Origin of the sequence: Chamaesiphon sp. VAR_48_metabat_135_sub, assembly GCF_031418915.1 — a bacterium.
Lineage (GTDB): Bacteria > Cyanobacteriota > Cyanobacteriia > Cyanobacteriales > Chamaesiphonaceae > Chamaesiphon.
Genome location: NZ_JANOJV010000049.1, coordinates 1 through 22183, shown reverse-complemented (window position 1 = coordinate 22183; position 22183 = coordinate 1). Strand labels below are relative to the sequence as shown.

The 22183-nt window shown below is 44.0% G+C and carries 18 protein-coding genes and 2 pseudogenes; 9 read left to right on the top strand and 11 right to left on the bottom strand.

Annotation, left to right across the window (positions count from 1 at the left end; translation table 11 throughout):
- Nucleotides 1–667, top strand: a pseudogene (locus RMO55_RS03590) (RNA helicase); the annotation flags it as partial.
- 6 nt (nucleotides 668–673) lie between these two features.
- Here the strand turns inward: RMO55_RS03590 and RMO55_RS03585 are convergent.
- The 10 genes and pseudogenes from RMO55_RS03585 to RMO55_RS03540 form a co-directional block, all read right to left on the bottom strand.
- On the bottom strand, nucleotides 674–901 hold the full coding sequence (locus RMO55_RS03585; protein WP_310423631.1) for a macro domain-containing protein: 228 nt from the start codon (nucleotides 899–901) through the stop codon (nucleotides 674–676).
- Between the two features lie 177 nt (nucleotides 902–1078).
- On the bottom strand, nucleotides 1079–2026 hold the full coding sequence (locus tag RMO55_RS03580) for a serine protease (RefSeq protein WP_310423628.1): 948 nt from the start codon (nucleotides 2024–2026) through the stop codon (nucleotides 1079–1081).
- Nucleotides 2027–2122: 96 nt separating this feature from the next.
- Nucleotides 2123–3085, bottom strand: coding sequence for a glutathione synthase (gshB, locus tag RMO55_RS03575; protein WP_310423625.1), 963 nt, complete (start codon nucleotides 3083–3085; stop codon nucleotides 2123–2125).
- Between the two features lie 373 nt (nucleotides 3086–3458).
- A complete protein-coding gene (gene grpE, locus RMO55_RS03570) occupies nucleotides 3459–5267 on the bottom strand; it encodes a nucleotide exchange factor GrpE (protein WP_310423623.1) in 1809 nt (602 codons plus the stop codon).
- 153 nt (nucleotides 5268–5420) lie between these two features.
- Nucleotides 5421–6548, bottom strand: a complete 1128-nt coding sequence (locus RMO55_RS03565) for a DegT/DnrJ/EryC1/StrS family aminotransferase (RefSeq protein WP_310423620.1) — start codon at nucleotides 6546–6548, stop codon at nucleotides 5421–5423.
- A gap of 229 nt (nucleotides 6549–6777) precedes the next feature.
- Entirely contained in the window at nucleotides 6778–7824 is a 1047-nt protein-coding gene (locus RMO55_RS03560) for an ATP-grasp domain-containing protein (protein WP_310423617.1), read from the bottom strand.
- A 113-nt stretch (nucleotides 7825–7937) separates the two neighbouring features.
- Nucleotides 7938–9170 carry a hypothetical protein gene (locus RMO55_RS03555; RefSeq protein ID WP_310423614.1) on the bottom strand — a complete coding sequence of 411 codons (1233 nt, stop codon included), beginning with the start codon at nucleotides 9168–9170 and terminating at the stop codon, nucleotides 7938–7940.
- 13 nt (nucleotides 9171–9183) lie between these two features.
- A complete protein-coding gene (locus RMO55_RS03550) occupies nucleotides 9184–9396 on the bottom strand; it encodes a hypothetical protein (RefSeq protein ID WP_310423611.1) in 213 nt (70 codons plus the stop codon).
- A gap of 482 nt (nucleotides 9397–9878) precedes the next feature.
- The gene (cofG, locus tag RMO55_RS03545) at nucleotides 9879–10829 is read right to left on the bottom strand and encodes a 7,8-didemethyl-8-hydroxy-5-deazariboflavin synthase subunit CofG (protein ID WP_310423608.1); all 951 of its coding nucleotides are present in this window, start codon (nucleotides 10827–10829) and stop codon (nucleotides 9879–9881) included.
- 67 nt (nucleotides 10830–10896) lie between these two features.
- A pseudogene (locus tag RMO55_RS03540) lies at nucleotides 10897–11781 on the bottom strand (AAA family ATPase); the annotation flags it as partial.
- Nucleotides 11782–11925: 144 nt separating this feature from the next.
- On the opposite strand from RMO55_RS03540, the gene pyrH reads away from it, so the two are divergent.
- The 5 genes from pyrH to RMO55_RS03515 all read left to right on the top strand — a co-directional run bounded on the left by pyrH (nucleotide 11926) and on the right by RMO55_RS03515 (nucleotide 15368).
- Nucleotides 11926–12654 carry a UMP kinase gene (gene pyrH, locus RMO55_RS03535; protein WP_310423602.1) on the top strand — a complete coding sequence of 243 codons (729 nt, stop codon included), beginning with the start codon at nucleotides 11926–11928 and terminating at the stop codon, nucleotides 12652–12654.
- Complete coding sequence (gene frr / locus RMO55_RS03530) at nucleotides 12641–13189, top strand: ribosome recycling factor (RefSeq protein WP_310423599.1); 549 nt, start codon at nucleotides 12641–12643, stop codon at nucleotides 13187–13189. The genes pyrH and frr overlap by 14 nt, the downstream gene beginning before the upstream one ends.
- A 155-nt stretch (nucleotides 13190–13344) precedes the next feature.
- The gene (locus RMO55_RS03525; protein ID WP_310423596.1) at nucleotides 13345–13671 is read left to right on the top strand and encodes a hypothetical protein; all 327 of its coding nucleotides are present in this window, start codon (nucleotides 13345–13347) and stop codon (nucleotides 13669–13671) included.
- A 170-nt stretch (nucleotides 13672–13841) separates the two neighbouring features.
- Nucleotides 13842–14381 (top strand): GIY-YIG nuclease family protein, encoded by a 540-nt coding sequence (locus RMO55_RS03520; protein WP_396134159.1) that lies wholly within the window; start codon nucleotides 13842–13844, stop codon nucleotides 14379–14381.
- 36 nt (nucleotides 14382–14417) lie between these two features.
- Complete coding sequence (locus RMO55_RS03515) at nucleotides 14418–15368, top strand: glycosyltransferase family 10 domain-containing protein (RefSeq protein WP_310423590.1); 951 nt, start codon at nucleotides 14418–14420, stop codon at nucleotides 15366–15368.
- 45 nt (nucleotides 15369–15413) lie between these two features.
- On the opposite strand, the gene RMO55_RS03510 is transcribed toward RMO55_RS03515, so the two are convergent.
- The gene (locus RMO55_RS03510; RefSeq protein ID WP_310423587.1) at nucleotides 15414–18560 is read right to left on the bottom strand and encodes a patatin-like protein; all 3147 of its coding nucleotides are present in this window, start codon (nucleotides 18558–18560) and stop codon (nucleotides 15414–15416) included.
- A 210-nt stretch (nucleotides 18561–18770) separates the two neighbouring features.
- Between RMO55_RS03510 and RMO55_RS03505 the strand changes: the two genes are divergently transcribed.
- The 3 genes from RMO55_RS03505 (at nucleotide 18771) to ctpC (ending at nucleotide 21861) form a co-directional block, all read left to right on the top strand.
- Complete coding sequence (locus RMO55_RS03505) at nucleotides 18771–19076, top strand: hypothetical protein (RefSeq protein ID WP_310423584.1); 306 nt, start codon at nucleotides 18771–18773, stop codon at nucleotides 19074–19076.
- Nucleotides 19077–19198: 122 nt separating this feature from the next.
- Nucleotides 19199–20422 (top strand): (E)-4-hydroxy-3-methylbut-2-enyl-diphosphate synthase, encoded by a 1224-nt coding sequence (ispG, locus tag RMO55_RS03500; protein ID WP_310423581.1) that lies wholly within the window; start codon nucleotides 19199–19201, stop codon nucleotides 20420–20422.
- Nucleotides 20423–20574: 152 nt separating this feature from the next.
- Nucleotides 20575–21861 carry a carboxyl-terminal processing protease CtpC gene (gene ctpC, locus RMO55_RS03495; RefSeq protein ID WP_310423578.1) on the top strand — a complete coding sequence of 429 codons (1287 nt, stop codon included), beginning with the start codon at nucleotides 20575–20577 and terminating at the stop codon, nucleotides 21859–21861.
- The last annotated feature ends 322 nt before the right edge of the window (nucleotides 21862–22183 follow it).

The following is a 22183-nucleotide window of genomic DNA, read 5'->3' as shown; positions in this document are numbered from 1 at the left end:
AAATCCAGCAACCCTACTCAAACGCTACCGTCGTCAATTCGTCCTCGAAGAAGAGATTAAAGATCTCCAGGATAAACTACAAGGACAACTCGATCGACATTGGCAAGAATTTCTCAATCTGATTGAGGTATTGCGTCAAGTCAATGGTTTGCAAGGCGTATTACCCACAAGAATTGGGGAAGCTGCTGCTGCAATTCGCGGGGATAATGAGCTGTGGATTGCCCTCGCGCTGATGTCTGGTTATCTAGATGGTTTAGATCCGCACCATTTAGCAGCGGTAATCTGTGCGTTAGTATCGGAAACGCCGCGTTCGGATAGCTGGACAAATTACGAGCCAGCCGATGAGGTAGTGATGACACTAAGTGCTCTGCGCGGTACCCGCAGACAACTATTCCAAATTCAACGTCGCTATCAGGTGGCTCTCCCTGTCTGGATGGAATACGAGCTAGTCGGCATCGTCGAACATTGGGCATTAGAACTATCCTGGACGGAGTTGTGTAGTAATACCAATCTCGATGAGGGCGATATTGTGCGGATGTTGCGACGCACGGTGGATTTGTTATCGCAGATTCCCTATGTACCTCATGCTAGCGATTCTTTGCAAGCAAATGCAAGGCGGGCGATACAATTGATCGACAGGTTCCCAATTAATGAGTCGATTTCATAATTCATGTCATCTGCGTTTTTTCTGAAATTCGACGATCGTAACTTTTGCGTCAGTATGAATCCGATCTAATTCATCGAGCATTATTTCCAATGCTCGTGATTGTCGAAAACTACCTGAGCCAGCTCCAACGACGGGAAAAGCAACAGAAGTAAAGTTGTTTTCATTAACCAGGCGGATCGCATTTTTGACTGAGCCACGAATTGATTTTTCATCGAGCGAGGAATCAATCGACAAAGGTTATTTATAGCCGATCCTACAATCCATATATGTGGGTAAAAGTTGTATTATTTAGAATAATATTGGCAAACAATAGCCGATCGCAAGTATCATCTGCGATCGGCTATTATTATCAAAATATTTAACTAGAATCTGGAAGATCTATGCTCTACTAGCGACGCTCTGCGAAGGAATTTAACGACCGAATAGTCCCCCGAAACCTTTGAGACTATCTTGAAAACCTTTAATAGTGTCGGTTGTAGTATTTATTGTTTTCGTAATATCACTAACAGATTTCAATGTTTCTTGAATATTATTAATTTTGTCACGAGGATCGGTTGCACCACTAGCGACGTAAGCAGCACCTGGTTCTGGAGCTGCAGACTTGTCAATTTCTAAACTGTCGGAGTCAAAGTTAATTGAATCAGCCTTTTGTAAAAAGACACTAATTGGCACAGCGTAGTTAAAACCAGACTTGATTTTTCCAGCGAAATTTTTCTCTGCACCTTCTAGGTTGCGAGTATCTTCTTTATCTCCCATCCCATGAATTGCGACCACTCTGCCCGCAGTATCCAATACGGGACAACCACTCATCCCCGCACGGGTAACATTGGTATAGCTCATGCTATAGCCACGTAGTGGTTTCTTGAGAAATCCAGAAATTTGTCCAGAGGTAAATTGACGGATTAATTCACCACCAGCTTCCTTACCCACAGCACCATTCGAGGGCCAACCAGAGACAAAAACATCCTGTCCTTCTGTAGTTTTAGCCGTGCCAATTTTGGCAACTGGATAATTTTTATCGCTAGTAAATTTGACGATCGCTAAATCGACTCCATCGATCGGTTTGACCTTACTATATTCAAGCGGATATGCTTTTTGATCGGCGGTTACCAGTTTATAGTCATCTTTTTCTCTGACCACATGTTCGGCAGTTAAGACATAATAGGTATTCCCGCTCTTTTTGATGATTACCCCCGAACCGTGGCTTTGGTCGCCGCGAATGAGAACAGTCACTTCGCGAGCAATGTCATTAATTTTGGTGCCAGGAAGGGCTTGAGCAGCATTGGGAAGGGTGATGACTAGCGCGCTAACAACCGCTGTTCCGGTCAACATTGCTGCTAAATGATGATGAGTACGCATAATTATTTTGAAGGGATATATAAGACCTGCTAGGTGTAGCTACAACAGTTGTACTCTAATTTCCGGCAAGATTACAAAATTTTACAGAAAGTCTTTTTATTGTCGGGATTCTAGCCACTCAATGACAGCTCGACCGAGATTGACGTTATTTAGTCGATCGATTTCCCGAATTCCGGTTGGACTAGTCACATTGACCTCGGTCAAATAACCACCGATCACATCGATTCCGACAAAATATAAACCAGCAGCTTGGAGTTTTGGCGCGATCGCCGCACACATCTGGTATTCTCGATCGGTAATATCTACCTGCGCACTACGTCCACCGACGGCCATATTCCCGCGAAATTCTTTCCCCGTGGGAATCCGATTGACAGCACCTAAAGGCTGCCCATCGAGTAAAATAATCCGCTTATCCCCATCTTTGGCTGCGGCGAGAAACTTCTGAATCATCAGCGGCTCCCGATCTCGACCCGTGCTAACTTCGATCAGAGAATTAAAATTGCGATCGTTTGGTTCGAGAAATAGAATCCCTTCGCCACCTTTGCCGCCTAGCGGTTTTAATACTGCTGCGCCGTGGGTTTCGACAAATTGACGAATCACCTCTTTATCTCGCGAGACGATCGTTTCGGTCATCCACTCGGCAAATTGGAGCGCGAACATCTTCTCATTCGCCGCCCGCAATCCTGATGGACTATTTACCACTAGTGTTTTCGCTGGATCGAGACAGTCGAGAATATAGGTGGTATACAAGTAAGGCACATCCACCGGCGGGTCTGTGCGCATGAATACGGCATCCATTTCGCTTAAAGGTTTCCACTCTACATCTCCGAGCTGATACCAGTCCTCCTCAGCCACCCAGCGACCGTCCTGAAGTTGTACGGGAATAAGTTTAACTGGTTGAATAAATCCCCAGGCTTGACCCCCGACGACACTCAATTTTTCAGCTTGGGTAATCCACACCTGATGTCCCAGTCGATCGGCCGCCTCCATCAATGCCACACTAGTATCGTGGGTGGGATCTAGTTTGGCGATCGGGTCGATAATAAATAGTAGTTTCATCGGGTCGGACAGTAGGGGCTAAAAATCTCTCTGGCTAAAATTTTAGGTGTTATTACGGTCTAGATGCAAGAGCATCGAATCCCGAATGTCTTGAAAAGGTGCTCTACTTGCCTGTACCACCGTATGGGTCGGATGGGGAACCCATCCGTGACCCATACCCAAGCAGCGGCGCACTTTTGGACGGGTTCCCCACTGGACGGGTCTCCCGCCCAGTTGTCAAAATAAGTGCGACAGCGGCGTTTTTATGTCTAGGGTTCCCCCCGAATAAGAAAACGACAAGACAAGACAGGGGAAACCCCAAGACCACTGGGCGGGTCACCCAACCAGCAGCACTTTTCGATCCCGAACCCCGAAAATCCAACAGCTAAATACCTTAAACAAAGCTAGATGCGACTGCAACCTTAACCTGTGCTAGACGTAGTACTCGATCGCCCAGCGTATAACCGCGTTTGAACTCCTGAATTACCATCCCGACCGGATACTCATGGGTACCTACTTCTTGGACGATCTCATGCAGATGAGAATCAAATTTATGTCCCTTACTTTCAGTGACACGGACACCAATTTCACGAATGCTCGATAGCATTTTACTTTCTAACATTGAATAGCCTTTTTGAATCGCTGCTTCTCGATCGGTTTGCGGTTTAATCGAAGTACGTGCGAGTTCGATCACATCAACTACCGATAACAATTGTAGGGCAATTTCGGCCCGAGTACCTTGTTCGACTTGAGATCGACTCTGTTTGATCCGTTGCTCAAATTCGTCTGACTCCTGTTGATAATTTTCTAGTTCGCTCAATAATTGTTCGTAGTTAGCTTTAGCCTCGATCGCTTGTTTTTTCCAGTATAAAGCTGCCTCCAAACTTCCAGATCGATCGACATTACCATCGCAATCATCTGGATAGGTTTCCGCATTTGCTTGCTGATTTTGTAACAAGGTTTTGGGGCGAATACATCGTTTCATTTCAGAAAATGTCGTTTTCCCCTCCCGAAATAATTTAATTGCCAGATCCATAAAAGATCGCATTCCTGTTTCCTGAGCGGCGAGATCGATGTATTCGGCATCTCCAGTTAAAATCGTCGATTTGAGTCGATCGATCGTTACAAATACCTCATGAATACCGATGGCTCCTTGATAGCCCAATCCCTGACATTTAGGACACAATTTACCTATCTGCTTTGCCTGCTCGATCTCACAAGCCCCCAGACTATTCGCGCGATAATATTGGGGGTGTCGGTCGAGGCTGAGAACTGTGCTACCTAACCAGGCTAATTCTTGGCTATTTGGCTCGTCAGGCAGCCGACATTCAGAACAAACCTGTTTCATCATTTTTTGAGAAATGACCCCGATTGTGGCGGTGTAGAGTTGCGCTGCGGGGACACCGAGATCGATTAACTGAGCGATCGCTCTACCTGCTGTTTCGGCTTGAATGGTGGCGAAGACGAGACAACCTTGGGCGACGGCTTGGAGTGCGGCTGTGGCAAGGGGCAGACTATCGATCGATCCAATCGCTAGGACATCGGGATGTTGACTCAGGCAAGTGTGAATCGTCTTGGTAATTGTGTCATCATCGGCATTAGTTGGCAAGGTAATTTGATTGATACCTGGTACTGTATATTTCAACTGCCGATCGAGCGCATAAATACTCCGATCTGGTCGGTTGAGTTCGGCTAAACTAGCATAAACGGTGGTGGATTTGCCACTATTTTGGCCGCCGACAATTAAGATTAAACCCCGATCGCTATGAATTAATCTGTCGATCGGATCGAGGATCTCGCGATTGGGAATTAGCTGCTTTAGGGTTAATGGTTGTTGTTGAACATAAGCAATTTTGGCAGTTACGCTATCACCAAATGGTGTCGGTAAAGTGGTAATCTCAATTTTGACTCGACCGAGTTTTGCGGCTTTATAAATTGTGCCAGATTGAGGTGCCGATCGATCTAATTCAATTTTGGCGATCGATTTGAGATATTCGATCGTTGGAGTCACTATGTTATAAGGCAAATTCTGCAATGCTGTTTGCAGCAAACCGTCTTTACGAATTCTAATCTGGAGCGATTGCGCTTGGGGTTCAAAATATAAATGTGAAGTCCGATCTTCGATCGCTTTTGTTAAAATGCGATTGACCAAGTTAACGATTGCATTATCCTCTTCAGATGTAGGTCGAATATTATTGGTCATAAACAATTTAACAGTTCGTAGAGATCGGTGGTTAGACCTCCATTATGTTTTAGACTTTGCCGATCGACATCCGCCATAACTCATAGATTGGGAAAGGGTAAAGGGGGAAAGGACGCTTGCGTCCACTATTTACCATTCACCATCCACTATTCGCTATCCTTTCAACTTAACAATCGTATCAATCACCCGATTTAACTCTTCATCAGAGAGATTAGATCCAGAAGGTAAACACAGTCCTCGCTCGAATAGATCTTCGGCAACTTCACCGCCAAAGCATTCGCTATCTTTGAATATCGGTTGCAGGTGGAGGGGCTTCCAGACTGGACGAGCCTCAATTTGGGCATCGGCTAGTGCTAACCGCACCTGTTCGCGATCTGCCCCAAAAGCTTGGGGATCGATCGTCAGACACGTTAACCAGCGGGTAGCACTACCCCAAGGAGCTTCTGGCATAAACTCGATCCCAGGTAGATTGCCCAGAGCTTGTTCATAAACTTCACAATTGCGTCTTCTGGCAGCGACTCGATCGTTTAATACCAATAATTGTCCTCGTCCGATTCCGGCTAGAACATTGCTGAGGCGATAGTTATAGCCAATTTCCGAATGTTGGTAATGCGGCGCGGGATCGCGGGCTTGAGTTGCCAAAAACTTGGCTTTGGAGGTGATGCTCGCATCTTCAGAGACTAACATCCCACCACCAGAAGTGGTAATAATTTTATTACCATTAAATGAGAAAATGCCAATCTTGCCGAATGTACCTGGAGATCGACCTTTATAAGTCGCGCCGAGAGCTTCAGCCGCATCCTCAATCATCGGTACGCCATATTGTTGGCAAGTTTTGAGGATCGGATCGATATCGGCACTTTGTCCGTATAGATGGACGAGAATCACCGCTTTGGGCAATTTCCCCACTTTGGCTCGTTGCTCCATTGCAGTTTGGAACACCTGGGGGTCCATATTCCAAGATTGCCGTTCGCTGTCGATAAACACGGGTTTAGCACCCAAATAGGCAATGGGATTAGCACTCGCAGAAAAAGTTAGGGTAGAACAAAATACTTCATCTCCAACCCCCACTCCAACCAGTTTCAGAGCCAAATGTAAGGCAGCAGTACCCGAACTGACAGCCGCAGCATGACTAGATCCAACTGCTTGGCAAAACTCTCGCTCGAAGGCATCAACATGAGGACCAATTGGCGCGATCCAATTAGTTTCAAAGGCTTCTGTCACGAACTGGTGTTCGCGATCGCCCATATGTGGAGTGGAGAGTAGGATAGGTTTTGTCATTTCCGAAAGTTATGAGTAGATGAAAATTGAGTGTAGCTATTTTGTGCAATTATTGCTATAATTTTGCAATAACCTTACGTTGACAACCTGAATCTAATTATACCCAAATCGATCTAAATGTAAGTCATCTGGAGGGAAAATTAGAATTCCCACAACATCTTGCACCAGGTGCCCAATCCTTAGTGAGTGAATGTGTACTAGTGCAAGATGTCAGAATTGCGATCGGGACTTATTTTGATACTAAAGAGGGTTCGGTACTGTAATGTAGGGTGTGAATGACTAGACGGGCACATTTTGAACTCATCAGATCTGGTGTCACTGTAAACCAATCGGGATCGGCGGTTTTTCCGCTTGCCCAAGCAATCAGGGCTGCGGGCAAATTGGCTCCAGCGATATGGGAAAATGGATAGCCGCCACCAAAGCGGGGATTCATTTCCAAGATACAATAACCCTGGGCACCGCTAAATACGTCACAATCGAGATTACCAATGTGCTGGAGATTTCGACCAATTTTTTCGCCGATGTCGATCAATTGAGGATCGGCAACTGTGACGGCTCGATCTGTTTCGCCTCCGCGCATCGACAGTTTGCGTTTAGCTAATGTGGCAATATATTTACCATCGAGGTTATTAATCACATCTAGCCCATATTCCTTACCGATTATTTGCTCTTGAATCAATACCGATCGATCTCGATCGCTGGCACTAATATCGGCTAAAATTGTTCTGCTCAGACGTTTTTTAACTAATTGATAAGCTAATTCTAGTTCCTCATCGTCTTGGGGGAATTCAATCCCGATCGACGCAGTACCCCAACGAGGTTTAATAACTAATGGGAATGTCAATTCGCCAGTCGCAATTGCCTGACGCGCATCTGCTAATGATAGGTATGTTTTGGGTGCGGGAATCTGATGTTGAGTGAGGAATTTAAATGTTTTCCACTTATCAAAGCAAATATCGATCGCGGCTGGATCGGCAATAACGGGAATAGTCCCAATTTTTAGAAATAAATCGCGTTGTTTGGCGAGTAGTGGTAGTTCCAAATCATTCAGGGAAATCAACAATTTAATCTGATTTTGCTTGCAGATATCTAGCAATAGATCGAAGTATTCGGGATGATTTGCACGCGGCATAATAAATCCACGATCTGCTTCTTGAAGCGATACGGCATCTGGATTAGAATCAGTGACAAATACCTGCCCATGACCTGCAAGTGCTGTTTTGAAAAAATCGATCAGGTAGTTGCGGCAACCCGCGCAGCTTAGGAGTATATTCATCTAAATTAGCGATCTTAAATTAGGGGGTAAATGCTAGGGTAGGGGGATTGGCAGGGAGATTTAGAAATCCCAATTTATCTGTAGATTGCGCAAAGATCGGTACCTAATCGTGATTAAAGTTGATAAGTGGCAAACACATCTTGGCTAGTCTCTTGTCGTCTAGCTAGTGTATAAGTATCCAGAGTGGCATCATAGCTTACAATCGGTGGACTAGGCCAAATAAATGGTGGCTTGAAGACGATCGAGTATGCACCAACATTATCAAAGACTGTATAGTCGCCCACGCCGACAGCGTTGGGATATTCTGGGTACAAGCAGTCATGCTCCATACATGTATATCCAACCAAATCGATGGGGATATTCGATTCGATGCGATAACTATCTAGCTCATTTTTATATATTGTCAATGGCAATTGCTTGCTGGGTTTTACAGTGTGAATACTACCAGTCAGTAAAGCTAAATGACGCGATCGAATTGTTTTGAGTCCGACGATTTTGCCAACAAACTTCATCACATTAGCAACCAGAGCTACGCCTGGTTCGATAATTAATTCTGGTCCCACATCTCGACCGAATCTCTGACTGAATTGGGTGGCAATTACCTCGGCATATTCTCGATATGTGGGTATGTCAAATGGGAACTGCTGTCTGAGATTATCCTCCATATGTCCGAAGTAGCCTCCGCCAACATCAATAAATTTGGGCGGGAGATCTGGGAAATATCGATCGTTAAGTTCGATAATTTTTTTAGCTCTGAGGGCGTAAGACTCTAGACTTCTTTGTTCGGTAGTAAAATGACAGTGCAATCCGATTACTTGACAATTACCTAACTCTTTAAATTGTTTAAATATTGCATCGAGACCGTCATTTTCTACATCTAATCCAAATCGAGAGATTCGATCTGTGCCAATATCAAAATTACATCTCAATCCTACCGATATTGTTTGTTCTGGCAATCTTTTCGCCAATTCAACGATCGTCTTCACCTCTTGCAGCGAATCTAAATTGACGATCGAATTAGCTAAAACAGCTCGCTCTAAATCTCGATCGTATTTTAGTGGTCCATTAAAAATAATTCTCGATGGTGGCACGCCAATCGATTTTGCCAAGTCATATTCCATTTGCGAAACGACTTCTGCATATCCACCTAGCTCATATACCGATTGGCATATCTTAGGAATATAGTTGGTTTTATAAGAATAGCCAATATTTGTGTTTGGATAGATCGATCTAAAACAATCTAACAATTGACAATAGTTATCTTTAAATTTACTAATATCTAATAGATAAAAGCACTCCCCATACTTTTGTTCGAGTTCTTGAAGTACTTGCCACGATAATTTCACTTTAATATCCCTTTCAACGAATTTTAACCTCCTCAACTTCCTTGGCAATATCCAGTACGGTCGGAGATCGGCACACCCTAATTACAAGTAAGTCTACATCAAATGTCGATCGAATTGGGAGCATCTCACCTCTTCTAATGGCATTTAACTCAGGCCTAGTTGCCGAAGCTGATGATTCGAGCATACTATTGCCTGCGGTTGAGGCCGAAAAATGCCCAAAAGCCATTCCCCTTAGGGAAATAGACTTTGAATCGAGATCCCTTCTCCCTCAGACAGCAGGCCGATCTGACAAAGTTGAGGATGGTTAAATGCTCTAGGTCGAATAGAGACTCTCCTCTAAGTTTTCCCTGTATTAGATATAAAATAACAGTTAGTTATAAATTTTCTTGATTGAGACATAATTCCCGTGCCTTATGGGTTCTACGTAACTTACTTTCAATCGAATGTTCCAATTCGATTGGGTTGAGATCTTTGATTAGTCTAATGCCCTATAAAAATATCATCGATCGACGATCTATAAAAGCCCTAAATCCGATATTTTTAGTAATTTTTAATTATTCAACAGTCGATCGAACCGCTTGATAATTCTGCCATTGTTAATACAAATCTAACATCAGCTATTTGTATGATAACTTTGAACCCTTAGTAGCCCTTTGTATTATTAGTAACGATCGATTTTATCTCTAACCTGGCAATCCTTGGTATCCGTTAGCACCGATTAGCACGATCGATCGCGAGTAGCTTCTGGGCAAGAGGATTGGATAGGTAATGTTCGAGATGGGGATAAACTGGTAATCTGGGGCGTAATTTCCAACCCGCACGATCTAATAATACGGTCAATTCTGCTAACTGTAAATGATGATAGTCAGGATTTACCTCATCCTTGGGAACTATCCCACCTAAGTCTCTCGCACCAGCAGTTAAGCAGGCTAAGAGTAAATCGGGATTGGCAATTAAGTTCGGTGGAATTTGGATCGTAATATCGGCAGGTAATATCTGTCTGGCTAATTGAATCACTTCAGGTAATTTAGTAAGATTGAAGCCTAATCCAGCTAAACTTTCCTGACTGCCTGGACGATAAGGTTGTAAAATCACCTCTTGAATATGTCCCCATTGCCGATGAATATTGGCAATCGATCGCAAGCTTACTTCCCAGTCTGTTTCTGACTCGCCGACACCTAATAATAACCCTGTTGTAAAGGGAATTTTTAATTTACCAGCCCAATTTAGTTGTTCGAGTCTAATCGCAGGTAATTTACTCGGCGCATGACAATGAACACCTTTTAGCAAAACCGGATCTAAAGATTCGATCATTAACCCCATTGAGACATTAACCTGTGCTAATCTCTCCATTTCGATGAAGCTTAAAGGGCCTGCATTAGTGTGTGGTAAAAACCCTAAATTTAAAGCTAGTTCACAGAGATCGTAGATGAGATCGATCCAAGCTTTTCTTCGTGAAGATTGGGGATGGATTTCACCACTTAAAATTAATATTTCCCAGATCCCTTTGCCCTGAAGATCGGTGAGAATTTCGCTAGCTCGATCGAGTGCCATCCAGCTATCTAAGCCAGGATCGACCCGAAAGTTGCAGTAGCTACAATGATTAAAACACTCATAGGTAGGGACGATCGTATAAGCAGGACTATAGGTAATTTGCATTTTGTACTTTTCAACAAATGTTAGTAGCTTAATTTCTCACTCGAAATCCCCCTAAAACCTAACTACTATATCGAACTCGATTGTACTCCTCAACTAATCTACTTTCAGCTAATGATTTTTGCTCTTGAACTAATAGATTACCAAATTGAATCAGTCGATCGATTGTAAAATAAGGCTTAGGAAAAGTAGGTTTAATTCCACTCGCCGGATTGACTACTTCCATCGCGATACTTTCCAAGCCCACCTGCCCAATAAACTCCCTAATTTGTTCGTCATAAATTCTCGATCGCATCGCCGCAAAGAAATCAACTGCTTGCTCTGGAAATCGATCGACTAAACCGACAACTTCGCGATGGGAAAGATTGTCAGGGGCAAATACACCACCGACAATTCCAATTTTGTCCTCGCGAGTTGGTACCCAATAAAACTTCTCCATTCGCCCATCTCTTACCAACGGCGCATACAAAGTCGATAGATCGTTCCCAGTCAAAATAATTGGAATTCGCGGTAACGGAGTCGAATCATAACTACCAGGTAACTGGACATTCGTCGGATTGTCCGCAATATTCATCAGCGTCGCATTTACCAACTGCGTATTGACAGTATACTGCGTACCTCGATCAAATCTCCCCGCCCCAGAATCGATATCATTAATTACCAGTACCGCCATTCGCCCCCGAATCTTGATAATTTCGGCGGCTTCCCGATACCGCAACCGAATCATTCGCGCCGAATCCCCCGCATCGGGACTTTCCAATTCCCCTGCCGAAATGTGGATCGCTTCCACCTTCATTCGCTCAAATACCAATTCACACTGAAAAGTTTTCCCCTCGCCTTTGCGCCCATGTATGCCCAAAATCAGCGGCACTTTCACCCCTGGCAGATCGAGAAAATTTTTGGTGATATGTATGGCTAATTTATCGAGAAAAGCAGGCGCGATGTAATAATCCATAAGCTGGTAACGTCAGTTATTAGGGACGGCAAAGACTACCATCCACTATCCACTATCCACTATTCACTATCCACTATCCACAAACGATCGCCATTTCCTGGTATTGTAGATGGGAGAAAATTCGAGTTAAGAAGATAAACAAAAATGGGGACGACTTACCAACGGGTGTTGCTCAAATTGAGTGGGGAAGCCCTAATGGGCGATCTTGGTTATGGCATCGATCCGACAATCGTCCAAGCCATCGCCCAAGAAGTAGCCGAAGTCGTCGCCAGTGGTGTCCAAGTTGCCATCGTTGTAGGTGGTGGAAATATTTTCCGTGGAGTCAAGGCTTCAGCGAAAGGGATGGATCGAGCTACTGCTGACTATATGGGCATGATCGCCACTGTCATGAATGCGATGGCTCTCCAGGATGCTCTGGAACAGAAAGGCGTACAAACTAGAGTCCAAACTGCGATCGCGATGCAGGAAGTCGCCGAACCCTATATCCGTCGTCGCGCCATCCGTCATCTCGAAAAAGGTCGGGTAGTAGTGTTTGGAGCTGGTTCTGGCAATCCTTTCTTTACTACCGACACTGCCGCTGCGCTCCGAGCGGCGGAGATCGATGCTAATGTGATTTTTAAGGCTACTAAGGTGGATGGTGTATATGATGCCGATCCCCATATTAATCCCGATGCGAAGAGGTTTGAAAGTCTCACCTTCAGTCATGTCCTCAATCAGGATTTACGAGTGATGGATAGTACGGCAATTGCCATGTGTCGAGAAAATAATATTCCCATTATTGTCTTCAATTTATTTGAGCGGGGCAATATTCAGCGGGTGGTAGCGGGTGAAAAAATTGGTACATTTGTAGGAGGTTCTTGTGAAATTTGCTGATGTTGAAGGTCATATGCAGAAAGCGGTTGAATCTGTCAGCCGCTCGTTTAATACCATCCGTACCGGAAGAGCGAGTGCAAGTTTGCTCGATCGAGTAACGATCGACTATTATGGTACCCCAACACCCTTAAAATCCCTGGCAAATATCGGTACACCTGATTCGACGACGATTACGATTCAACCATTCGATCGTAGTAGTATGGGGACGATCGAGAAAGCTCTTTCGCTCTCAGATATCGGCTTGACTCCGAATAACGATGGTTCGATGATTCGGTTGAATATTCCACCTTTGACTGGCGAACGGCGGAAGGAATTTGTCAAGCAAGCTGGTAAATACGCCGAAGAAGGTAAAATCTCGGTGCGCAATATCCGGCGCGATGCGATCGATTTTGTCAAAAAACAAGAGAAAGCTAGCGAAATCTCTGAAGATGAATCGAAGGATCTCCAAGATAAAATTCAGAAGCTCACCGACAAATATGGAGCTAAAGTCGAGCAAGTATTAGCAGAGAAAGAAAAAGATATTATGAAAGTGTAATATTAGTTGAAAGTTGAAAGCGACTGTTCTTTAGTAGGGTGGGCACTGCCAACCCTATACTTGCTATATTTACCAAAAATTATCCACTATCCACCTTTCACAACCAAGCACCGACTACTCATAACTAGAAACTAGGGCAACGACACTACTTGCTTATGAAAATAAAAGTAATTGAAAATTTTGACGGTAGTTTCACACTCGATTCCCAAGCACAAGCAATCTTATTTAGCTTACTTACTGGTGAAAAATTTATCGAACAAGTCGCGGAGCAGGCTAATTGTCAAACAGTAATATTTACCGAAATATTATTTCAACCAGTTCCTTATAGCCCTGGTACGCCCAAAGGAATGCCTGCTCAATTCGAGCAATATCACCAATCGTCAGACCATCTAATTATCAACGTGCCGCCTAATTTTATGTTCGCCGCCAAGATTTTTCAACCAAGTCGCCTGTGTGCAATTTATCAGAAAATCAGGGATTAGGCTTTAGGCTACATTAATTAGTGTGGCAATCTCCACTGTTCAGAGTTCAAGAGAGATCGATAAAACATATTCGCGAAATATAAAACGATGTGCTTAGTTGATAATTAGATTTGCATCAATTATCAATTATCAATTATCAATTATCAATTATCAATTATCAATTCAAAAATATGTCCTCGATTACCGATCTTCCAAGTTTGGATACCTTGGAGTTTTTACCATATATTAATGATGAAGGAGGATTACCCGATAGTCTCCAAAATCAGATTGGCATTTATGCTATTTTTGACAAGTCTCAAGTATTGCAATTCGTCGGTTATTCTCGCGATATTTACCTAAGTCTCAAACAGCATCTAGTCAGACAACCAGAATATTGTGATTGGGTCAAAGCTACCACGATCGATCGTCCAAATCGGACATTTCTCGAAAGTGTTCAGTCAACATGGATCTCTGAAAATGGTAGCGTGCCCACTGGTAATGGTGATGCTAAGTCGATGTGGCTAGACCCGATCGATACCAAGTATGCCATGACAACAGCCGAAAGCGACAGCTTTGCAGATTTAGATGGTTTAGCTCAAATCAAGTTGCTCAAGCAAGTAGCTAGGAGAGTCGAAGAAACTATCTTAACCAAACTCCAACAGCGCGGTGTTAAAGCCGAAATTCGCTTCAATCCCAAGCTCAAAGAACAAGGCTTGTTAGATTTGAAATAATGTTCTCCAAAGATCGGCAATATTGGTAAGCGGATAATGAACAAAATCAAAATTGCCTTCTGTGATTTTCCTGGTTTATTCAACCCTACTAAGATTCAATCCCTATTGCGTCAACGATTTGACATCGAGGTAACGAACGAAGATCCAGATTATGTTATCTATTCTATATTCGGTCATGAATTCATCAAGTATGAAAATGCCGTGAGAATATTTTTTGTGGGTGAGAATGTTAGACCAGATTTTAATCTATGTGACTATGCATTCACATACGACTGGTTGACTTTTGGAGATCGACATTTCCGTGCGCCGAATTTTGTCTTATACGACCAGTATCTTGATATTTGCGCCCGTCAGTACTCTCAGATCGAGAGTATCCAAGCAAAAAGCAAATTTTGTAACTTTATCTACACCAACAACCAGGGACATCCAATCCGCGATCTCCTGTTCTGGAAACTATCGGAGTACAAGCAAGTAGATGCGGCTGGTGCCCATTTAAATAATATCCCGCAGATTGGTCTCGCCTATACAGGAGATTGGTCTGCTGATAAAATTGAATTTCAAAAGCACTACAAATTTACGATCGCCTGTGAGAACAGTAGTTCGCCTGGATATACAACAGAGAAACTAATCCATGCTCTGTGTGCAGACACGATCCCCATCTATTGGGGAGATCCCGAAGTGGGACAGGTGTTCAACACAGATCGTTTCATAGATCTCAATTCTCTGTCACTAGCAGAAGCAGTCCATCGCGTGCGCGAGATTGATTCTAATGATGCCTTATTTATGGAGATCGTCTCTCGCCCATTTTTTAAAGACAAAGTTACTCCTTACGCTCTTTCCCATCAAGCGATCTTAGCTAAATTCGAGCAGATATTTTCTCAGCCTAAGGCATCAGCATTCCGCCGGAACTTTTATTTCTGGGGCAAAAAATATGAGCACCGCCGCCGTGAAGAAATTCGAGCACACGAGATCGTCAACAAAGATTAGTGTGGGAGCATCCCACTTTTTTAAATCGATAAAAGCTACTAGCCATTATTCCTCCGATTGAGATAAAAACGGACTAGCCTTAGGAGCAGTTAAGCGTTTCAGACGCATGGTTTGTAAAAACCAGCAGGCGAGGACACCTGGAAGGGATAGTAATAACCATTTCGGCGATACTAGAATGGCCAAAACCATACCAGCAACTGCAGTAGTAGCACCTAAAAATTGGAATAAGACAATTCGCGGTCGTCTGTGAACTGCACCCAGTTTGATGCTACCACCCTGAAGCCACCAATAGATCGACTGAAGACTACCATCAAGCCAGTGGTACAGAGGATAACGGATTGTTTGAGTGCGGGAAGAGATCCTAAATACTTTGACGAGTAAATTGCGGAGAATTAAGACAATTTTAGTACCAAGACTAATTAAGATGACTAAAGGCATATTTTCCCACAGTTTTTCTACCCCAATTCGATATTGATTGCGGAAGAAATGCTGCTGTTGTGCGGCTAAATTAGTCAACGATTGATGAACGATCCTACCGATTGTATTGAGGTTAGATGTCGGTACTGATGAGGAAATTTCAGTTGGTGGATTGTTGCCAAAGGGAATTCTTCCAAATCCTGGTGGTTCGTCTCCTTCAATGAATGAATGGACATCACTAGTCAAAATTTCACGCTGTCCCGCCAGCACGAGATCCGCGAGAATTTTTTGGAGTTCTAAACGCTCGATCTGCAATCCAGGTCTAGCTAAATACTCTAGATGTTGAGCGATTACTTCACGTTCTGCTCCTGATAAGTGCGGAAGTGATTCTGTAAGTAACCAGTCTAAATATTGAGAGCGACTACAACTTGCCTTCTGAGCTTCTCTGTCTACAAAACTACCAAAAGCAATCACAGCTTTAGGGGTCACGATTCCTTCGAGGATGCGATTTAATCCATCCAAGCGTCCCCACAGCAGATCGTTCAATCGCCACGACTTTTTGAAAAAGCCACCGATATTATATAGTTTATCTCCTCCAAGTTTTTCTTGAGTATTCTTACCATTACCAATCCCTAATTGAGCATTGTCTGGACTAATGCAGATCGGTTGAATTATTTTTTTCTCACTTAAACTAGTGAGATATTCAAATGGATATAGCTCTCGATCGATCGATTCAAAAGTCTGCCATTGTTTCAGCAATAGATCGGTATATCGATTTCCATATTTCTGGATCGTCACTTCGGCGGCTAGTCCAATCTGTTTTAAAATACTCGGAAAACTTTGATTAGATTCGTTATCATATTGCAATTTTTGATTTGCCCAAATTACTCGATCGAGATTGGTGCTTTGCTGCAGCTCTGAAATCCGTTGTTTGAGTTGGGCAAAAACGCTAGAAATTCGCGTCTGTGACAACCAGCGATCTCGATCGTTTTCGGCGGCTACTTTTGGTAAATCTACCCAAAAACAATCTGGAATAGTTTCCAGATTCGAGCCAGATGAGTCATTCGGTACGAATGATTGAAATTTAGTTCCATTCAATAGGAATCGATGGAGCCGAAATATTAGTTCGTATACTAACGCCCGCAGCCGTCGCCCATTTCCTTCTCGATTAATTAAATAATAAAAATAATTACTAATAGCTCGATCGTTTAACAATAAATCGATGCTGGTTCTCACCACTTCTAGTAACTTAATATTGCAGCTTAATTGGTTGGATAAAAACTGAAGTTGCTGATATATACCAGCTTCAAGATCGGTCGTGAGTAAGTCGGCAATGCGATCGATTAAATAGAAGTGTTGCCGAATACTATATTCAACATCTAAGTTAATTACTTGCGATTCAAAGCGATCGAGTAATTTATAATAATGGTTGCGATCGTGACCGTTTGTAAATTTACTAGTTAAGATCCGATCTATCTTCTCAATTGTCACTGAATACTGACTATTTTGAGACCCCAGATCTGCATGAAGTAGTAGTGGCAAATTTCGATCGCGAAAATCAAATAATCTACCCCGTAAATATATTTTAGATTGCGTGCGTTCGCTACTTTCCAACAGAAGTTGAGAATCAACTTCAGCCTCTGCTCGATCGATGAGGGTTTGATAGCGACGAACTTTATGATTGTGTTCGTGAATCGTGCGGAGATCGTTAGTAATACTCTGATGAATTGGCACTGATAGCACTGCGGCTTGGAGAATTTGCTCCATCCGCGATTGTTTTTTCCCCTCCAATTTTAGTCTGTCGTTCAAATGTTCGGGATTGGGATCTACATAAAATAATTTGCGTTGACTCGATCGATTGGGTAATCGATAGTATGATTCCTTCATCAGACAAGTCAAGGGTGCATTATCTAATAAACCACCATCGAGAAAATATAGTTTGTCACCCCGATCTGTTGATAAATCTGGTGAATAATGCTTAGTTAATTTACCCCAAGTTACTAACTGACGATCGACTAAATTTTGGCGATCTTGTAAACCAACTTCTACCAGTGGGAAAATCGCCGGAATTCCCGCTGTAATCTGACACAATTTAACTAAAGCTTGACAAGTATCATTTGCCGTTCGCGGCAGATCTGGATCGTTGTAATAAGGATTAAATGGCTCTTTCCGTCCTTGGCGATGCTTTAACCGAAATAACGTGCGATGATTTTTCGATCCGATATTGATGCCACTTTCATCGATCGTCCGATCTAATTTACCCAAATAATCAGTTCCGGCGATCGCCAGATCTAATTCCTTAGTAGCCGAAAACCATTCTTGACGCGAACGGGGAATTTTTCGTTCTACTCCTTCAATCATTGCCGAGAGCAAACCCCGTTGATAAAAACTCTCACGATTAGAGCTTACTCCCGTAACTGGAGATTTGAATAAATTAGGTTTCTGGAGTACCTTTAAAAGATCGCCACTATTGCGCCAAATCCGTGCAAAAGCACTGAAATCCACCATTTCGCGTCGATCGCTATTGGCGATCGCATAGGCTAGTAAGATCCCATTAATCCCTCCCGCCGAACTTCCAGAAATAATGTCTACCACCAAATCGGCATCTGTCAATGCCTTGACCAACTTATAAATGCCGCGACCGCGTACTGCATGGTAGAACTCCTGACAGACACCATGAGTGTAGATTGCCAGGGATACACCTCCATAGACTACTAACCCCAACTGCATTTCACGCAAAAACTTTGGCTGATAATAGCTACGCTGATTAGACATGATTGCAGATTACACGCAACAACTGAATAAGGGATTCGGGGGGGAAGGGAGATTAGTCTAGTCAATTGCACCGCTCGATCTTATTTTAACAGGCTGCGTAGCGATCGGTAGTAGGTCTCATACTTTGGGGATTTTCTAAAGTTACCAAAAAGATTACACTAGGGTAAATTTTAACTATTGTCAAATCTCAATTATTAGGGATCTTTTTGCGTGAAACAGCCACAACAGCCAAAACTAGCTAACCGATTGTCAGGCGATGCTCCAGTACCTAGGCGCAGTCACCGCCAAAATACGTCTGGGCAACGTCAGCGCAATCGTCGATCTAGTTCAGTCACAATAGTTCCAGTCAAAAGTCAGCAAACAGCCCAGTGGCTGTCGAATGTTGTCCTCGTCCTCTCGATCTCGATCGGTTGTGGCTCGATCGGGTTCGTCATGGCACGGCTCTTCAGTGGTACGATCGGTCCAAGTGCCCCGATGAGCAGCATCCGCACTGAGGAATCGATTCCTGGCAGATAAAATTGAAGACCCCCAGTGAATAAATATTCTATTCCTAACTTCTGACTTCGACGAAATGCCCAACTTGTGGCAAGCTGAAGAGGAGATAATTGCATCCAAATCCTCATCCTTCAAATTTGTATATGCAGACCCTTCCAGCACCCACTCAGTCCGCTTATAGTAGTTTGGGTACAGATACCACGATTCATCGCCGCAAGACCCGTTCTGTCGCGGTTGGAAGCATAATTATCGGGGGCAATAATCCCGTCGTCGTCCAGTCGATGATCAATGAAGATACGCTGGACATCGACGGTGCAGTAGCCGGAATTCGTCGGCTGCACGAGATTGGCTGTGAAATCGTCCGTGTTACCGTCCCCAGCATGGCACATGCCAAGGCCCTGGGAGAGATTAAGCAAAAACTAATCGACACATATCAAATCGTCCCGCTTGTCGCCGACGTTCATCACAATGGGATGAAAATCGCGCTTGAAGTTGCCAAGCATGTAGACAAAGTGCGGATCAATCCTGGCTTATACGTATTTGAGAAGCCCAAACCAGATCGCACCGAATATACACCTGCCGAATTTGCCGAAATTGGCGACAACATTCGTGACATGCTCGAACCATTGGTAATTTCCCTCCGCGACCAAAATAAGGCGATGCGGATTGGAGTCAATCACGGTTCTCTCGCCGAACGGATGTTATTTACCTATGGGGACACTCCCGAAGGCATGGTAGAATCTGCCCTAGAGTGTATCCGCATTTGTCAATCTTTCGACTTCCACAATCTAGTCGTCTCGATGAAAGCCTCTCGCGTCCCTGTAATGGTAGCCGCATATCGATTACTCGCTCAACGGATGGATGCAGCCGGAATGGATTATCCGATTCACTTGGGAGTCACCGAAGCTGGCGATGGCGAGTACGGACGGATCAAATCCACCGCTGGAATTGCGACTTTATTAGCGGAAGGAATTGGCGATACGCTGCGGGTATCGCTCACCGAAGCTCCCGAAAAAGAAATTCCCGTCTGTTATAGCATTCTCCAAGCTCTAGGACTGCGAAAAACGATGGTAGAATACGTAGCCTGTCCTTCTTGTGGGCGGACATTATTTAACCTCGAAGAAGTTCTTCACCAAGTGAGAGCTGCAACCAATCACCTCACAGGTTTAGACATAGCAGTAATGGGCTGTATTGTCAATGGCCCTGGCGAGATGGCTGATGCTGACTATGGCTATGTTGGCAAAACACCTGGTTATATCTCCTTGTATCGCGGTCGAGATGAGATTAAACGGGTGCCCGAAGCCGATGGTGTCGCAGAGTTGATTGCCTTAATCAAAGCTGACGATCGCTGGTTCGAGCCAGAGTAGCGACAGCCAAGTCACAAACATCCACTATATTTTTGATATAATAGCAAGCAAGCTGTGAGTCTATTTATCATACTTGTCGATCTACAGATGTGCTAGATTATGCTTAGTGTTCTCACATTAACTTTTCCTTTCCTGCTAATTCAGACAGAATCATGAAGATCGAAAAACACGGGTTAGTTATTGGTGCCACAGCATTAGTACTCACAGCAGTAGCGATTACTGGTGCGGGGCTTCATCTTCCCAAAGGTGTTGCATTCTTCAAGGATAGTCCAAAGGAATTGATCGATGAAGTCTGGCAGGTCGTCGATCGACAGTATGTCGATGGTACCTTCAATCAAAAGGACTGGAGATCGATTCGCAAGCAGTATCTCCAAAAAGACTATAAGGACAAGGAAGCGGTGTACAAGGGGGCACGCCAGATGCTCAAAAATCTGGGCGATCCTTATACCCGCTTCATGGACCCCAAAGAATTTCGGGATCTTCAAGTCGAAACATCAGGTCAATTAATTGGGGTGGGGATTCAACTCAGCCAGAATGAGAAAACGAAGAAGCTGGAAGTAATTGCCCCGATTGAAGATACCTCCGCATCGAAAGCGGGGATTCTTTCCAAAGATATCATCCTCAAAATCGATGGTAAAAGTACGGCTGGGATGGATGTCAACAAAGCAGTTCAACTGATTCGTGGCAAGGAAGGAACTAGCGTTAAACTCACCATCCAACGCGATGGTAGCCAAGTGCTCAGTTTTAATCTACTGCGCCAACAAATTGAGATTCACCCTGTAGAAGCTAAATATCGTCCAAAAGAATTGGGTGGCATCGGGTATATCCGACTCAAGCAGTTTAGTGCTAACGCCGCCACCGAAATGGGCACAGCAATTCAAAAACTCGAAAGCCAAGGTGCGACAGGATACGTTCTAGACTTGCGATCGAATCCTGGTGGTTTATTATACGGGGCGATCGATATTGCCCGGATGTGGTTGGATGATGGCAAAATTGTCTCCACTGTCAATCGTCAAGGGACAGGGGATGTGAGTTCGGCCAATCATACTGCGATCACCAAAAAACCCCTAGTAATCCTCGTAGATCGCGGCTCTGCCAGTGCTAGTGAAATCCTCTCTGGTGCCCTCCAAGATAACAAACGCGCCCAACTGGTAGGCGTGACAACTTTTGGGAAGGGTTTGGTACAATCTGTCCGTCCCTTAATCGACGGTGCGGGGATGGCAGTAACGATCGCCAAATACTACACTCCTAACGGCAAAGATATCAATCATGCTGGCATCAAACCCGATGTCGAAGTGAAGTTGAGCAAATCACAAATTCAGTCGTTTGTCAAGGATCGGACGAAAGTGGGGACTCCAGCAGATCCACAGTATGCGAAAGCCATCCAAATCTTGCAAGTCGCGATCGCACGGAATGGTACTTCCGCCCAAAAAAAGTAACTAGCAGTTTACTGACAGATCTCACGGATTTGTCGTGTAAGCCAGAAGTTAATCCCGATTGCCCGATCGAACGATCGGTCAGCAATTTGACCAATCGTTATCTCACCAAGGCACTATACTATCTTTGGTTCACATCTAGCGATCGATCTTAGGAAGTTGAAATCGATTCGCGCACGCCTTTGTTCCCCGACGGTTTGCGAAAAGTGCGGTCTTGGGGTTTCCCCGTCTTGTCTCACCTTTTTTGACGGGGAACCCGTCCAAAGGTGAGCCGCAAGTAGAGCACCTTTTCAAGACAGCGGCTTTTTTATTCGGGGGTTCCCCC

Bases quoted from the DNA above. Each gene is read 5' to 3' on its own strand.
- RMO55_RS03580 (WP_310423628.1), bottom strand. From the start codon at position 2,026: ATGCGTACTCATCATCATTTAGCAGCAATGTTGACCGGAACAGCGGTT.
- gshB (WP_310423625.1), bottom strand. From the start codon at position 3,085: ATGAAACTACTATTTATTATCGACCCGATCGCCAAACTAGATCCCACC.
- grpE (WP_310423623.1), bottom strand. From the start codon at position 5,267: ATGACCAATAATATTCGACCTACATCTGAAGAGGATAATGCAATCGTT.
- RMO55_RS03565 (WP_310423620.1), bottom strand. From the start codon at position 6,548: ATGACAAAACCTATCCTACTCTCCACTCCACATATGGGCGATCGCGAA.
- RMO55_RS03560 (WP_310423617.1), bottom strand. From the start codon at position 7,824: ATGAATATACTCCTAAGCTGCGCGGGTTGCCGCAACTACCTGATCGAT.
- RMO55_RS03550 (WP_310423611.1), bottom strand. From the start codon at position 9,396: ATGGCTTTTGGGCATTTTTCGGCCTCAACCGCAGGCAATAGTATGCTC.
- cofG (WP_310423608.1), bottom strand. From the start codon at position 10,829: ATGCAAATTACCTATAGTCCTGCTTATACGATCGTCCCTACCTATGAG.
- pyrH (WP_310423602.1), top strand. From the start codon at position 11,926: ATGGGGACGACTTACCAACGGGTGTTGCTCAAATTGAGTGGGGAAGCC.
- RMO55_RS03525 (WP_310423596.1), top strand. From the start codon at position 13,345: ATGAAAATAAAAGTAATTGAAAATTTTGACGGTAGTTTCACACTCGAT.
- RMO55_RS03520 (WP_396134159.1), top strand. From the start codon at position 13,842: ATGTCCTCGATTACCGATCTTCCAAGTTTGGATACCTTGGAGTTTTTA.
- RMO55_RS03515 (WP_310423590.1), top strand. From the start codon at position 14,418: ATGAACAAAATCAAAATTGCCTTCTGTGATTTTCCTGGTTTATTCAAC.
- RMO55_RS03510 (WP_310423587.1), bottom strand. From the start codon at position 18,560: ATGTCTAATCAGCGTAGCTATTATCAGCCAAAGTTTTTGCGTGAAATG.
- ispG (WP_310423581.1), top strand. From the start codon at position 19,199: ATGCAGACCCTTCCAGCACCCACTCAGTCCGCTTATAGTAGTTTGGGT.
- ctpC (WP_310423578.1), top strand. From the start codon at position 20,575: ATGAAGATCGAAAAACACGGGTTAGTTATTGGTGCCACAGCATTAGTA.